General features: G+C 40.5%; 12 protein-coding genes. 9 read left to right on the top strand and 3 right to left on the bottom strand.

Annotation, left to right across the window (positions count from 1 at the left end):
• The first annotated feature begins 3 nt into the window (after positions 1-3).
• From BLW31_RS02165 to BLW31_RS02150, 4 genes are all read left to right on the top strand, one after another.
• Positions 4-873: a DUF7281 domain-containing protein gene (locus BLW31_RS02165; protein ID WP_029425382.1), complete on the top strand. Its 870-nt coding sequence runs from the start codon at positions 4-6 to the stop codon at positions 871-873.
• Positions 870-2,672, top strand: coding sequence for an SWIM zinc finger family protein (locus BLW31_RS02160; protein ID WP_010537086.1), 1,803 nt, complete (start codon positions 870-872; stop codon positions 2,670-2,672). Before BLW31_RS02165 ends, BLW31_RS02160 begins: the two co-directional genes overlap by 4 nt.
• Positions 2,673-2,757: 85 nt before the next feature.
• Positions 2,758-3,810 (top strand): alcohol dehydrogenase, encoded by a 1,053-nt coding sequence (locus BLW31_RS02155; protein ID WP_010537087.1) that lies wholly within the window; start codon positions 2,758-2,760, stop codon positions 3,808-3,810.
• A gap of 4 nt (positions 3,811-3,814) precedes the next feature.
• Positions 3,815-4,615, top strand: coding sequence for a TrmH family RNA methyltransferase (locus BLW31_RS02150; protein ID WP_010537088.1), 801 nt, complete (start codon positions 3,815-3,817; stop codon positions 4,613-4,615).
• Positions 4,616-4,680: 65 nt separating this feature from the next.
• On the opposite strand, the gene BLW31_RS02145 is transcribed toward BLW31_RS02150, so the two are convergent.
• The 3 genes from BLW31_RS02145 to BLW31_RS02135 form a co-directional block, all read right to left on the bottom strand.
• Positions 4,681-5,499, bottom strand: coding sequence for a hypothetical protein (locus BLW31_RS02145; protein WP_010537089.1), 819 nt, complete (start codon positions 5,497-5,499; stop codon positions 4,681-4,683).
• Positions 5,500-5,652: 153 nt separating this feature from the next.
• The gene (locus BLW31_RS02140) at positions 5,653-7,596 is read right to left on the bottom strand and encodes a DUF2075 domain-containing protein (RefSeq protein ID WP_010537090.1); all 1,944 of its coding nucleotides are present in this window, start codon (positions 7,594-7,596) and stop codon (positions 5,653-5,655) included.
• 9 nt (positions 7,597-7,605) lie between these two features.
• Entirely contained in the window at positions 7,606-7,935 is a 330-nt protein-coding gene (locus tag BLW31_RS02135) for a nucleotide pyrophosphohydrolase (protein WP_010537091.1), read from the bottom strand.
• 311 nt (positions 7,936-8,246) lie between these two features.
• Between BLW31_RS02135 and BLW31_RS02130 the strand changes: the two genes are divergently transcribed.
• The 5 genes from BLW31_RS02130 to BLW31_RS02105 all read left to right on the top strand — a co-directional run bounded on the left by BLW31_RS02130 (position 8,247) and on the right by BLW31_RS02105 (position 13,884).
• Positions 8,247-11,348, top strand: coding sequence for a DEAD/DEAH box helicase (locus BLW31_RS02130; protein ID WP_010537092.1), 3,102 nt, complete (start codon positions 8,247-8,249; stop codon positions 11,346-11,348).
• A gap of 3 nt (positions 11,349-11,351) precedes the next feature.
• The gene (locus tag BLW31_RS02125) at positions 11,352-11,747 is read left to right on the top strand and encodes a (deoxy)nucleoside triphosphate pyrophosphohydrolase (RefSeq protein ID WP_010537093.1); all 396 of its coding nucleotides are present in this window, start codon (positions 11,352-11,354) and stop codon (positions 11,745-11,747) included.
• A gap of 661 nt (positions 11,748-12,408) precedes the next feature.
• The gene (locus BLW31_RS02115) at positions 12,409-12,615 is read left to right on the top strand and encodes a helix-turn-helix transcriptional regulator (RefSeq protein ID WP_010537094.1); all 207 of its coding nucleotides are present in this window, start codon (positions 12,409-12,411) and stop codon (positions 12,613-12,615) included.
• A complete protein-coding gene (locus BLW31_RS02110; RefSeq protein ID WP_010537095.1) occupies positions 12,612-12,950 on the top strand; it encodes a HipA N-terminal domain-containing protein in 339 nt (112 codons plus the stop codon). Before BLW31_RS02115 ends, BLW31_RS02110 begins: the two co-directional genes overlap by 4 nt.
• A complete protein-coding gene (locus BLW31_RS02105; protein ID WP_010537096.1) occupies positions 12,943-13,884 on the top strand; it encodes a HipA domain-containing protein in 942 nt (313 codons plus the stop codon). The genes BLW31_RS02110 and BLW31_RS02105 overlap by 8 nt, the downstream gene beginning before the upstream one ends.
• Positions 13,885-14,161 lie beyond the last annotated feature (277 nt).

The raw sequence follows: 14,161 nt of genomic DNA, 5'->3' as shown, positions 1-14,161 counted from the left end.
ACAATGATAGGTGAATTTAATGTAACAAAGGCTCGCAAATTGTTGAGATTGCTAAATGGGGAGTCCATCCCTTTTTCCAGCTTTGTGTGCGAAGTATCTCTTCGATTAGAAACAGAAGGATTCTTAGCTGTCGTGTCACACGGTAGAAATAGGACTTTTCGGATGCTTGATCCTGAAGGATGCCGCATTTATATGGCGCAGCATTATACATCCGGTATGAGTCTGGAAGACTGGATCGAAATAAAGACTCGTGAGAAGGAAGTGGCACGCTCGGAACAAGTGGCAAAGGGGGCTAACTCTAAACTTAGGCATACCCGTGCGTTTAAAGGTTTCCCTCTTAATTGTTACGAGCCGATAGAAGCTGTTTTTCATGAGGAACCTTACTTGCTTTCTCCGGCACGAGGTACTTGCATATTCATGCAAGATTACGAATCCTTTCGTATTCCCGAGGATGTAGTGGTGGTCGGCATGGAGAACGGAGAGAATTTCCGGTATATCCGTGCCCAGAAGTATTTATTTGAAGGGATGAAAGTACTCTTTGTATCTCGTTATCCCCAATCGAAAGATCTATGCGCTTGGTTAAAGATGATTCCCAACCGTTATATTCATTTCGGAGATTTTGATTTGGCGGGAGTGTCTATATTCTTATCGGAGTTCTATTCGGAATTGGGCGAACGGGCGGAGTTTTATATTCCTGCTGATGTGGAACAGCGGCTTCAAAATGGGAATCACGTACTGTATGATGTTCAGTATTCGCGGTATAGATATATGGAGGTGGCAGATGAGCGCTTGAAACCGTTGGTTGAGATGATACATAAGTATAGGCGGGGGTATGAACAGGAAGGTTATATTAAAGAGCAGGATAATATATGATTACATTAGATAATTTTGAGGCCATAGTGCCGTTTAAGATATTAATGCGTGGCCAAGAATATTATGAACTGGGTGCAGTATCTGATTTGGAAGAGGCTTCGTCCGGCGAATGGACTGCAACCGTTGACGGTACCCGTAGTTATACTGTGGAAATATCTCTGGAAGGAGACAAAGTAGACTCATGGTACTGTGATTGTCCGTATGACGGGGGAATCTGTAAGCATGTGGTAGCAACATTATTCGCTATTCGTGATAATAGTGAGAAGGTGAGTCGCAGTGTCTTTTCGAAAATGTCGGTATTGGAGGATGATGGAGATGAAGAAATGGATGTGGAGGAATCTGTAGATTTGGAACGGATAGAGGATACAGTCCTGTATAGTCCGGTTGATGTGGATATACAGCAATGTCTTTCTTTTATTAAGCCTCAGGAACTTTCACGGTTTATATGTGAATATGCTTCTACGAATCAGGAATTTAAAACAGCCCTGTTGGACCGGTTTATTACGAAAAAATTGTCAAAGACCTCCCAAGATAAAGATTACAGAAAAGAAATTCAAAAGATATTTGAGAACTCCTTTCAGAGTAAGAAATCGCGCTATCATAATCGTTATGATGACTTTAGCCGTGACTGGGAAACTGTTTTCAGTCAATTGGATACTTTTTTGGAGAAAGCAGATTTCTTCTTGAAGTTGGAGAGTTTGGACGATACGATTGCTATAGCTCTTCAGACACTTCGTTCGATAGGAGAAAATTATGATGATGAACTATTATATGATGATGATATATCCGCTTCAGACTATTGTGAACAGGCAGGAGATTTGATACTGAAAGTGGTTCGACATCCGAAAACCACTCAGCAACAAAAGACCGGGATATTGCAAGAACTTTGCCAAATTGCCGGGATATCGATTTATCATGATTATGATATCTATGATGTAGATGATCTTATGATGCAAATCAATCTCTCCATCCAATCTGCGGATAAGGCTCTGGAATTGATAGACAAGCTTCTCGAAGAGAGAAAAGATTCTTATGATTTGTATCAATTGGTTCTTCGTAAGGTCGATATGTTGCTGGGGCAGAAAGAGCAGGAAAAAGCGGATGATACGATTCGCCAATATCTGTATTTATCTGAAATAAGAGAAATGGAGGTTAAGAAATTGATGGAGCGTGAACAGTATGACGAGGCTGTCCGATTGTTGGATGAAGGGATAGAACTTTCGAAAAAAGAAGAATATGACGGAACTACAGGTAAATGGTTAAAACTTAAATTGAAGATTTTTGAGAGGACGAATCGCACTTCTGAAGTCATTGATACGTGTCGCCTATTGTTTATATCCGGTAGAGAGCAGTTGGAATATTATCATAAACTGAAGACGCTGATCCCGAAGGAGCAATGGAAAGTATTTTTGGACGAGATGATGAAAGAGGTACCGTTTAATGGCTATTTTTCTTTTGACGGAAACGTAGAGGCCGAAATTTATGTGGAAGAAAAAGAGGATGAACGTTTATTCCATTTGTTGTCATCTGCCGGTTTTGGGCAGCTGGAAGCATTGATGCAGTATGCTCATCATCTGAAAAACAGTCATTCGGAGCAATTGATTGACATGTATATTTCTATATTGATTGATTATGCCGAACGGAATATAGGACGGAAATATTATGAGCAGATTGCGCGGGCATTGCTTTGTATGCAAGAACTTAATGGAGGAAAGGTTGCTGTAAAACAATTGGTTGAAGACTTTAGGACGATATATAAGCGTCGGTCGGCAATGATGGAAGAGTTGAGGAGGTTCTAGTAATTTTATCTTCATCTTATCTATCTCTTTATCTATATCACTATCTTTGCACTAGAATGAATCTATTAATTGACAAGAAGAGATTATGCTTGCATATACATATATTGAACACGGAAAATTTGAATTGCGAGAAAAACCGGAACCGAAAATTACGGATGCACGGGATGCAATCGTGCGTGTGACTCTTGGCAGTATCTGTACCAGTGACCTGCATATCAAACACGGTAGTGTGCCGCGTGCAGTACCCGGAATAACGGTTGGACACGAGATGGTAGGTGTCGTGGAAGAGGTGGGAGCTGAAGTTACATCAGTCAGACCCGGTGACAGAGTAACCGTGAATGTCGAGACCTTTTGTGGAGAGTGTTTCTTTTGTCGTCACGGATATGTCAACAACTGTACCGACCCCAACGGTGGCTGGGCTTTAGGCTGCCGTATCGACGGCGGACAGGCGGAATATGTCAGAGTACCTTATGCCGATCAGGGACTGAACCGTATTCCCGATACAGTCAGTGATGAACAGGCTCTTTTTGTCGGTGATGTCCTTGCCACAGGCTTCTGGGCAACTCGTATCTCGGAGATTACGGAGAAAGATACTGTCCTCCTCATTGGTGCCGGACCTACTGGAATTTGTACTTTGCTCTGCTTGATGCTGAAGAATCCGAAACGTATCATTGTCTGTGAAAAGTCCCCTGAAAGGATTCGGTTTGTCCGTGAACATTATCCCGATGTACTGATAACGACACCTGAGAACTGCAAGGAGTTTGTACTCCAAAACAGTGATCACGGTGGAGCTGATGTTGTCCTGGAAGTGGCGGGGACCGAAGATAGTTTCCGGATGGCGTGGGACTGTGCCCGTCCCAATGCGATAGTCACTATTGTGGCTCTTTACGACAAACCTCTGCTTTTTCCTTTGCCTGAGATGTATGGCAAGAACTTGATTTTCAAAACGGGTGGAGTGGACGGTTGTGACTGCGCAGAGATTCTCAGGCTGATTGAGGAAGGGAAGATAGATACCACTCCTCTTATTACCAATCGCTTTCCGCTGAACGAGATTGAGGAGGCATATCGTATCTTTGAAAACAAGCTGGACGGCGTCATCAAGGTAGCGATTGTATGTCAAACCGAAAGTAATAAATAAGAATATGCCTGTTATCGAAATATCCTCTTTGTCTCATCCCGGAGTTGAGATATTCTGTACTCTTACCGAGGCTCAGTTACGCAATCGTATCGAGCCTGACAAGGGTATTTTTATTGTAGAAAGTCCAAAGGTCATAGAGAGAGCTCTGGACGCCGGTTATGAACCTTTAGCCATTTTATGTGAGCATAAACATATCATTGGCGATGCCTCCGACATCGTTGAACGTTGTGGCAATGTGCCTGTCTATACGGGTAGCAGGGAACTGCTTGCTACATTGACCGGTTATGTTCTGACACGTGGTGTTCTTTGTGCCATGCGTCGTCCTGCGGTGCGCAGTATGGCAGAAGTCTGTCGGGGAGCCCGGCGCATCGTCGTGATCAACGGTGTTGTTGATACAACCAACATCGGTGCTATTTTCCGTTCGGCAGCCGCCTTGGGAATTGATGCCGTACTACTGACGCGTAACTCTTGTGACCCGTTGAACCGTCGTGCGGTCAGAGTATCGATGGGAACGGTCTTCCTTATACCATGGACTTGGCTGGACGGTTCTCTCAGCGACTTGGGCAAGCTGGGCTTCCGTACAGCTGCCATGGCACTCACGGATAACTCTGTTTCCATTGATGATCCTGTCCTGACAACCGAACCCAGATTGGCTATCGTGATGGGTACCGAAGGGGACGGACTTTCGCCGGAAACGATTGCCGAAGCTGACTACGTAGTCCGTATTCCTATGTCGCACGGCGTCGATTCGCTCAATGTAGCCGCTGCGGCTGCCGTAGCTTTCTGGCAACTTCGTGCCCGATAGTTCTGAGGTTTTAGGATATGTTGGTGTAATAATCTTTAATAAAAAAGATTTTATGAAGGTCCTTTTTATTGTCGGGACATAAGTTCCGCAAATTGATCGAGTGACTGGACATTATATTTCTCAATGAGATCAATGCATTGTTGAAGATAATCTTCATCCACTTTTACTCCATTCCATTGGTACCATCGTTTTACCATCTCAATACCTGCATTATGCTTCTTGGCAACATTCCAAATCGTGACGAGATCATCTTTTTGTTTTCTTGATTTTAACCGTTTCAGCTCAAGTGCCCCTTTGTAGATTTTGATTTCCTCATCATAGATGAGCTGTTTCTTTAGCGTCAGTTCATCATCTCCCAGAAAAGTGACATGAGTCATGAGTTTTAGGTCGTTGCTTAAATCGGCTACTGCAATACCATGGTCGGAAACGATGAAATAGCCGCCATTATTCTTGCGGGTATACAAGACTTGCGGATTGTTATATACAAAGTACTCGAATAAGTTTTCTCCCTTGCGGTCTATTTGATAATGGTCGATGTAACGTTCTTTATATCGTTGCATGAAATGCGCTGTGTAATGCATCACCATATCACGGGGCTTGAAACCCGACATTTGGATATAGCCATTGCTTGAAGCGCCGACAATGGGGGCGTAAGCCTGAAATCCTACGCCTTGCATATATGAATTGTGTTTTCCCACCACTGTCCACACATTTCTTCGGGTGGTGGTGAGGGTTATACGCTGGGTCGCCAAAGGATATGGCAGCATGTTCTTTGTTTTCTTACGAACCTTATCCATGAACATATTTGCTTTGGTCGATATTTCGATGAGGTCCTTATGCACTTCGGCATACAGTTCCTCGTGAGTCATACTTGTAAGATACATACTTTGTTTTTTTTGATTGTGTATAACGGTAGTGGTTATCTTCGTATCTGATGTCGTCTGTAGGACGGTTTTTTGTAAATGATACGGAAAACAAACGCTTTATTTTGTTTGGAACCTGTTTGAAACAAGTTCCAGCCAGCCTGCCATACTTTCTTATTTTCTATCTCTAATTTTAGCTCTCAAATATTCTTTTAAATTTTCATCACAGCAATATACATAGCAACCTTTCATTCCTCTGGACATTAAAACACGGTAGATGTTGCGGGCGTAGTTATCAAAATATGCCGCATTTCGTTTTAACATAGGATCTTTGATTTCTTTAATGTCTGTAATCAGACATTGTTGCTCTGTGTCATACCGTAAATCAGGACCGATGATGACACCTATGTAATCAAATTCAAAACCTTGCGCCGTATATATACATCCGACTTGTTTGATGCCTTCGGGTTTATATGCCCATTCATACCACTTGACATATCCCTTGGGAATATTGGTAATAGTATCTTTGGTTTCCCACGGCATTGCGAAGTTCCCGATGGTAACATCTTTTACAAAATCTCCGTTCTCATCCAGAGAACTTGACCATGGCCAGCAAAATCCTGCAGTCAGGCGTGCGCTTTGCCCGTCTATACTGTCTTTTCTCTTTATCTCATCATACAGTGTTTGAGGATCGTCGAATATTTTAAAGTCAAATTCATCTTCTTTGAAGGATGATTTTACAGGTTCATTATAGATAACTTGTTCAAGCCAGTCCAGATAGTTGTCCGAACCATTGCAGCGGAACTGGGATTTTAATTCGACTTCTGCAATATCGGCATTGTATTCTTTGGCACATTCCCGAATGAGTTGGGAAGATCCGATCTCGACGCTTCGGATGGCTTGTTTGTCGTCGATAAAGAATACGGATATCTTGGCTGCTTGGACGATTGTTTGAATCTGTGTAAGATTGGTTCGTTTATCAGTCGGCGTGTATTGGTTGTTTGCACTATTAGAGATGCGATGGGCTTCGTCGACCAGCAATACATCTATATTATTAGGTTCACAGTTGGCCGGAATAAACTGAGTTACATTTGAAAATAGCAGTTTAGCCTTACTGCCACGCGGCAACCGGTCTTTTACCCCTTCCAGTAAAGGTTTTGATTTTGTGGCATAACGGATATTATAACTTTTCTTGTTTCCCGCCAATAGAGCCAGGATATGTAAGGCAATCACTGTTTTTCCGGTTCCCGGTCCTCCTTTTACGATAATGATACTTTTCTTGTTACCGATTTTGCGGATTTTATCAAGAATGACATTGCGCGCTATAATCTGCTCTTCGATTAGGGCGAATGCAGATACATTACCCTCATGAATCAGGTTGGCTGCCGATTCCAGCAGTTTTTTAGAAGGGCGTATGGGGCTGTTGATCATTTTGTGGAAGATCGTTTCGCCATCGCCGTTGCCTAATGCTTGCTGCAGGTGTTGGGCGAGTTCCTGCACTTCGTCGCCGGCGTACGTTTTGTATGCTTGCAGGAGTTCGCTGTATTTCTCATCAAATAAGGTATTGGGTGTTTTGTTTTTGCGGTAATTGTAGCAGTATGCGAGTCCTTCGATATGAAGTTCTTTGCTGCTCAATATTTCTATGAATCCGGTCAGATAATCATTGTATCCTCTTACTTGTTGGGAAGGGTGGGATACCAGCCGGTGTCCTCCGCCTGTGTATGCCTGTACCTGGAATGTGGTGTCTGAATCTTCGTCGACGTTGAAGTTTCCTTCGCAGTCAGTATCCCGAACCCCCTTGTTGTCCCATTGTTTTAATTCGATATGGACTACATTTCCCTGATTTTGTGAGTTCCTACCATATAAGATGCAGTCAATGCGTTTCATGTTGTATGGAACGAGGTACTCGAATGTCACATATGTATCAGTAACTCCGCTCAACTGAAGCAAGTCTTTTATTTTAGGGGCATTATTTCCCCATGACATTAGTTCTGGATTGCTTGGGTGTAAGTTATAATAGGTGGCGGCCTTTGTCATTTTGTCTGTAAACAGATTGGTCATTACATCATGAAAAAACGTAGCCTGCGGTTCTTGGTATAATACTCTTTTTCCGGTCATCGTGTTTGGTTATAATTCGTTATATTTCTTAGCAGTTCCTTTGGCTTTCTCAACCGGATACTTTTGCGCATTCTTCTCTATTTTATCCAGTATGATTTGGGCGACATCAAAATTATATTTATTAGCAATGAGTAATGCGTAATTGAGGACATCTGCCAATTCTTCTTTTATTTTTTCAACATTTGCCTCTTCCGGTGATTTCCAGAGAAAGAGTTGGTTCAGTTCTGCTGCTTCAATGGATAATGCCAATGATAAATCTTTAGCATTGTGAAATTGGGCCCAGTCCCGTTCGTCTCTGAATTTCACAATGGTTTCTGTAAGTTCTTCTATTGTTGCCATATTATGTTGTTTATTCTGTAAAGTCAAAAGATTTGCTTTAGAGTATAAAGCATAAAAACTTATTGATGCACAAAGATACTGTTCTATTTAAAATAGACCTAATCTTCTTCCAGCTATTTTAGCTGAATATTTTATAGGCTTATTGTTTAAGGATGTACTCATCTATTTAAAACAGGGTATTATTGGCATTCAGAAAAAAGTAATTGTATTAGCTTTTCTGTCTTTTTATATTTACTTTTGTCTTTGAAGGTGAGATGAGCTTTATGGAAGTCTCGGTAGTGCAGGAAAAACAATTTAAATAAATCTTTTATATGCTAAAGAAAGGTATATACGAACATGTTATCAACCAGATAACAAAGCAGCATATTCATGAAATTGAGCAGCAAGGTATGGTTTGTATGCGACAAAATATAGATGAGGCGGAGTCTCCACAAATACTAGCCAATTATTTTGGGAAGGTGATTCGCCAGAAACTTGAGGAGATCGAAAATCAGGAAGATCGCGTAAATCTTATAAATAATATCTTGAAAGAAGCTGGGGTTATTGATGAAATTCAGATAGCTGAACCTTCAAAATTGTTAACGGAGGTAATGAGCAGACAACAAGCACTATTACAAGCAGAAAGTCGCATACAAACTATTCGTCCCATCTCTGGCTTTCGCGTAAGTAATCTGTTTACGGGCGGTAGTAGCTTGCTTCCTCTAGGAGAAGAAATACGTCGTGAAATAGCAAGTGCTAATGAGATAAATTTCATTGTATCTTTCTTGAAAGTATCAGGGGTCCGTATATTGCTCGATGATCTGCTTAAATTCTGCCAAAAAGAGGGAAATCGTTTGCGTATCATAACAACTACTTATTGCGGAGCTACACAAGCTAAAGCAATAGAGCAGCTTGCTGCGTTGCCTAATACTGAAATACGTATTTCTTATAATACAGATATTGAACGTCTACATGCCAAATCATATATTTTTGTGCGCAACTCCGGTATGAATACTGCTTATATCGGTTCGTCAAATCTTTCAAAATCTGCTCAAACTGAAGGTCTTGAATGGAATATACGCGTTACAAGTGTTGAAAATCCACATATAATAAAAACTGCTCTTGCTACATTTGAGATGTACTGGAATAGTTCTAATTTTGAGGATTTCCGACTTGGAGGTATAGAAAAGTTTAATAAAGAAATACATCGTAATATCTTTAGGGATACTTCGAATGAAGTGATATATCGACATTTTACTCTTCTTCCTCATCAAAAACAAATTCTTGACAAGTTACGTGTAGAACGTGAAGAGCTTAAGAATTTCAAAAATTTAGTTGTTGCGGCTACTGGTACAGGAAAGACAGTGATTTCAGCTTTTGACTATAAGGAATTTCGTCGTATACACTCCAGAAGCCGTATTTTATTTACAGCTCATCGGGAGGAAATTCTTCGCCAATCGTTGAATACTTATCGTAGTGTACTTGGTGATGCAAATTTCGGTACTTTGTGGGTAGGCAATTGCCGTCCACAAGATGAAAGCGAATACGAAAATTTGTTTGTTTCCATCTCTATGTTAAACTCCCGTTTTGAAGATTTTTTTGAGAAACTAGGTGCTGATTTTTATGATTATATCGTGATTGACGAAGCTCACCACAGTCAGGCAGAAAGCTACCGAAAATTGTTTGCTCACTTCGTACCGCAACTCCTTATTGGACTTACTGCTACACCTGAGCGTATGGATGGACGTGATCTTCGACCAGATTTTGGTGGACGAATTAGTGCAGAAATTCGCTTGCCACAAGCTTTACAAGCAGGATTGCTCACACCATTTCAATATCTTTGCGTAACAGATTCTACTGATCTTAGTGATGATGCTCTTTGGAATGGGCAAAAATACAATATCGAGCGTCTTGCGGATAAACTTTGCAGCAAAGAACGAGCTGGGTATATTGTTGAAGCGTTGCATAAATACCTCGCTAATGAATATATGTGCCGTGCACTCTGTTTCTGTGTGAATAAACGTCATGCCGATTTTATGGCAGAACAGTTGAGTCTGTATGGATTTAATGCTCAGAGTTTAACATCGGATACACCATCTGATAAACGTAAGCAACTTGCTAAAGAACTGCGTGAAGGAGCTATTCATTATCTCTGCGTAGTAGATATTTTCAACGAAGGTGTAGATATTCCTGAAGTGGATACTGTACTTTTTCTACGTCCCACAGAGAGTTTAACGATCTTTCTTCAACAGTTAGGGCGTGGTTTGCGCCTTTCTGTAGGTAAGACGGAACTCACTGTACTTGACTTCGTAGCACAATCTAATCGTAAGTATGACTTTGCTAGTCGTTTCCGGGCTTTGATGCTCAATCCTGAAAAGAATATTGTTAAGCAAATCAAAGATGGATTCACTTTGTTGCCATCAGGCTGCAGTATCGTGATGGAGAAGAAAGCAAGACAATATATTCTTGATAATATCCAGAGTGCTATTTATAACAAGAATCGCATTATCAGAGAAATCAATAGTTACCCTAATATACCTACCATTTCTCAGTTTTTAGAGAATAATGGACAAGATATTCGTACTCTTTATCATAGTAACAATTGCTGGACATCGCTTAAGCGCGCTGCAGGTCGTATCGCGTACAAAGACGATGTTATAACCAAACGGTTGGAGAAAGGGATGGCTAACTTATTGCACCACAATACTGCATCATTCCTTCATTTTATAGAACTCTTTATCGATGGAAGTAAGCAATATCTTGATACTAAAAATTATAAGTATGCTTTGATGCTATATTACGCTCTTTTTCAGGATCGTTTGGATAAAACAGGTTTTGCCAGTATTTATGAAGCGCTTGAATTGATCCATAAGGGAATGTACAGCTATTTTAGGCAAGAGATTTCGGAAATTATTTCTTATTTGCTTGCGCATCTTCAACTAAAAACGATGCCTTTAGGAGAGGATGTTTTGCCTGGACTTGAATTATACGGTTGCTATACCCGTGAGGAAATTTTTACGCTTGTCGGTAGGCAAACGGAAGCGCGCAAGATGCAAGGTTCTGTAACAGGAGTATTTAATTTGTCCGAACATAATGCTACATTACTTTTTGTGACGCTAAACAAATCAGATAAGGATTTTTCTCCTTCAACACAGTATAATGATTATCTCATTAATGAACACTATTTCCATTGGCAGTCACAAAACACAGACTCTCATCAAAATAATGGAGGACAGCGATATACTAAGCAAGCTGATACACAAAACAAAATAATCCTCTTTGTTCGTGAAGAGAAAAAGGATGGTTATGGTAATACTTGTCCTTTCCATTGTTTTGGTCTAGTAGAGTATATGTCTTCTCATGACGACTTCCCTATGAATATCACATGGAAACTTCAACAACCAGCAATGGCACAATATGTTAAAGCAATATAAGCTATGAAACAGATAGAAGTTGTAGCAGCTATAATCTATGATAATGAAAAATACTTTGCAACCCAACGTGGTTATGGCGAGTTTGAAGGTTTGTGGGAATTTCCTGGTGGTAAAATAGAGAAAGGCGAAAGCCATGAAAATGCACTCAGACGGGAAATTCAAGAAGAGTTAGGTGTTGACATTAGTATTGATGGATTTATATGTACTACTGATTTTGACTATCCATCTTTTCACCTTACTATGCACTGTTATCTGTGTACAATTTTAGTCGGTGAATTGGAGCTTCGTGAACATAAATCTGCACGGTGGCTAGTACTAAGCTCCCTTGATGAAGTTATGTGGCTACCGGCAGATAAAGAAATTGTTGAATATTTATTAGAAAATAGGTATGAGGAGTAATAGCCAGAAAAATATCATTATTATTTTCTCACGGCAATTGCTACTATAATCGATTGCTCGAAGACGGTTGTCAATTGTGGGGGAAAACATATATTGGGATATTTAGGGTGTTAATAAATATATTGGGGATTGTTATTTCCCGATGCAGCATATTTACATCACTGATTATCAGTGACAATTCATTTTAATCGGTACAACCTCTGTTTTTACAAGTACACAGAATGTAGGGACAAATGCAAATCGTTGTATTTCATCGTTTTGCATATACGTGTTGTACCGCCTCTTTTCAGCCCTTTTGTGGAATGTCCGCTATCAGATTCAATGTATTGACTGATAGTGAATTTCCGCATGGATGTTACAGAACGCTTGCTGAATACAAAGATAGAGATTTTCTTGGAATTTCTGTGGTTTGCGGTGGAATTTTTGCGTTCCGATTATTTAGGGTACTCGATTCGTTGGAAAAAGTGTAACGAAACTGAATTATTCGCTTGGAAAAGTGTGGAATGGTGCCTATGTACTTTAATTTGTGGTTTTGAATCTTGCTGGATTATACCTTATCTGATATAATAATGCTGGTGACAAAATTAATTATACCCCTTGTGGTATAATGTGAAATGTTTGTATTAACTTTGCACCCGAAAAGGTATAAAGTTGAACGCTTATGAATAATCTCTCTACTACGGTCAAGATGTTGCGAAAGCAGTATAACCTGACGCAAGAGGAACTTTCGTTGAAGTCGGGAGTAGGATTGCGCTTTGTGCGGGACCTTGAACAAGGAAAGGAAACGCTGCGCCTCGATAAGGTAAATCAGCTTCTTGATTTCTTCAATTATGAAATGGTTGCTATTCAGAAAAATAATAATCAATGAGGCAAGCCCGTATATTTTATAAAGACCAGTTGGCTGGGATTTTGACAGAAAACGATGCAGGATATGAGTTCCGTTATTTGCCGGAATATCTCTCTTCGGAAACGGCAAAGGCTGTTAGCCTGACATTGCCTTTACAAGCAGATGCATACACAAGTCCTGTGCTGTTTCCGTTCTTCGATGGTTTGATACCTGAAGGATGGCTGCTGGATGTTGCATTGCGGAATACTGACATCAGTATTCTTGACCGAATGTCATTGTTGTTGACCTGTTGTAAAGATTGCATCGGAGCGGTAAGCGTTGTTCCTATGGAAGAAAAGGAGGTGAACCATGTGTAATTGTTTGTATTGTTATCGTCCGCTCCTGAAGGGGGAAAAGGATATGCATCAGGCTTGTATAAAGAAATTCTTCGGTACAACGACATTGCCTGTTCTTGATTATACGATGGAGCAATTAGACCAGCTTGCTCTACAAATCATTCAAGACCAAACCTCTTTGACAGGTGTCCAGCCGAAATTATCTTTGCATCTGAATGAGCATGAGGGTAGCAAGCGATTGACTATTGTCGGGCTATGGGGCGGTTATATCTGTAAACCTCAGACATCACAATATGAAATGATGCCGGAGGTCGAGGATTTAACCATGCACCTTGCAGAGGTGGCACGTATTGAGGTGGTTCCTCACACGCTGATGCGAATGGCGGATGATTCGCTGTGCTATCTTACCCGTCGGATTGACAGAACTTCTGCCGGAGAGAAGACAGCAATGGAGGATATGTGCCAATTGACGGAAAGGCAAACGGAGCATAAATACAAGAGCAGTTATGAACGTATCGGTAAGGCTGTTTTGAAATACTCGTCTTTGCCCAAAATGGATGTTACCAATTTCTTCGAGTTGGTACTTTTCTCTTGGCTGACAGGTAACAACGATATGCACTTGAAAAACTTCTCTTTGTATGAGGCAGCGGATAAAATACGTTTGACTCCTGCTTACGATTTGCTAAATGCGGTTATCGTTAATCCCAAGGATGATGAAGAATTGGCATTGACCTTGAATGGTCGGAAGAAAAAGCTTCAAAGAGAGGATTTTATTAGGTCAGCTGCTACATTGGGTATAGAGAATGTGATTGTAGAACGACTGATAAATAAGTATATCAAACTATTGCCTAAGTTTGAAACTGTCATTCAAAACTCTTTCTTAAGTGATGAATTAAAAGGAAAGTATGGCGAATTGTTGAAGAAACGGTTTGCTAGGCTTGCACAAAGGCTATAAAACGATAAAAATACATAATGCTATGGATATTCCTTGTAGCTTTTATGATGCATTGGGGGTATTTCAGTTATTCGAAATTTTCGAATAACTGAAAGGCGATAATATATGATAGGTGAGTATTCAATCGTGTTTTGGTTGTTTGTGTTTTTGTGCATAATGCTCATCTGTCATTTTGTGAACCTCATCTATTGAAATAAGCCTTTCAAAAGGAAATGCTATAATCCTTTGATTCAAGTGCGAAGAAAGATTTGATTTATTGAAAAGCCAATCGTTTTTA

This window comes from Bacteroides faecis MAJ27 (assembly GCF_900106755.1).
GTDB classification, from domain to species: domain Bacteria; phylum Bacteroidota; class Bacteroidia; order Bacteroidales; family Bacteroidaceae; genus Bacteroides; species Bacteroides faecis.
This window is presented reverse-complemented; position numbering and strand designations above follow the sequence as displayed.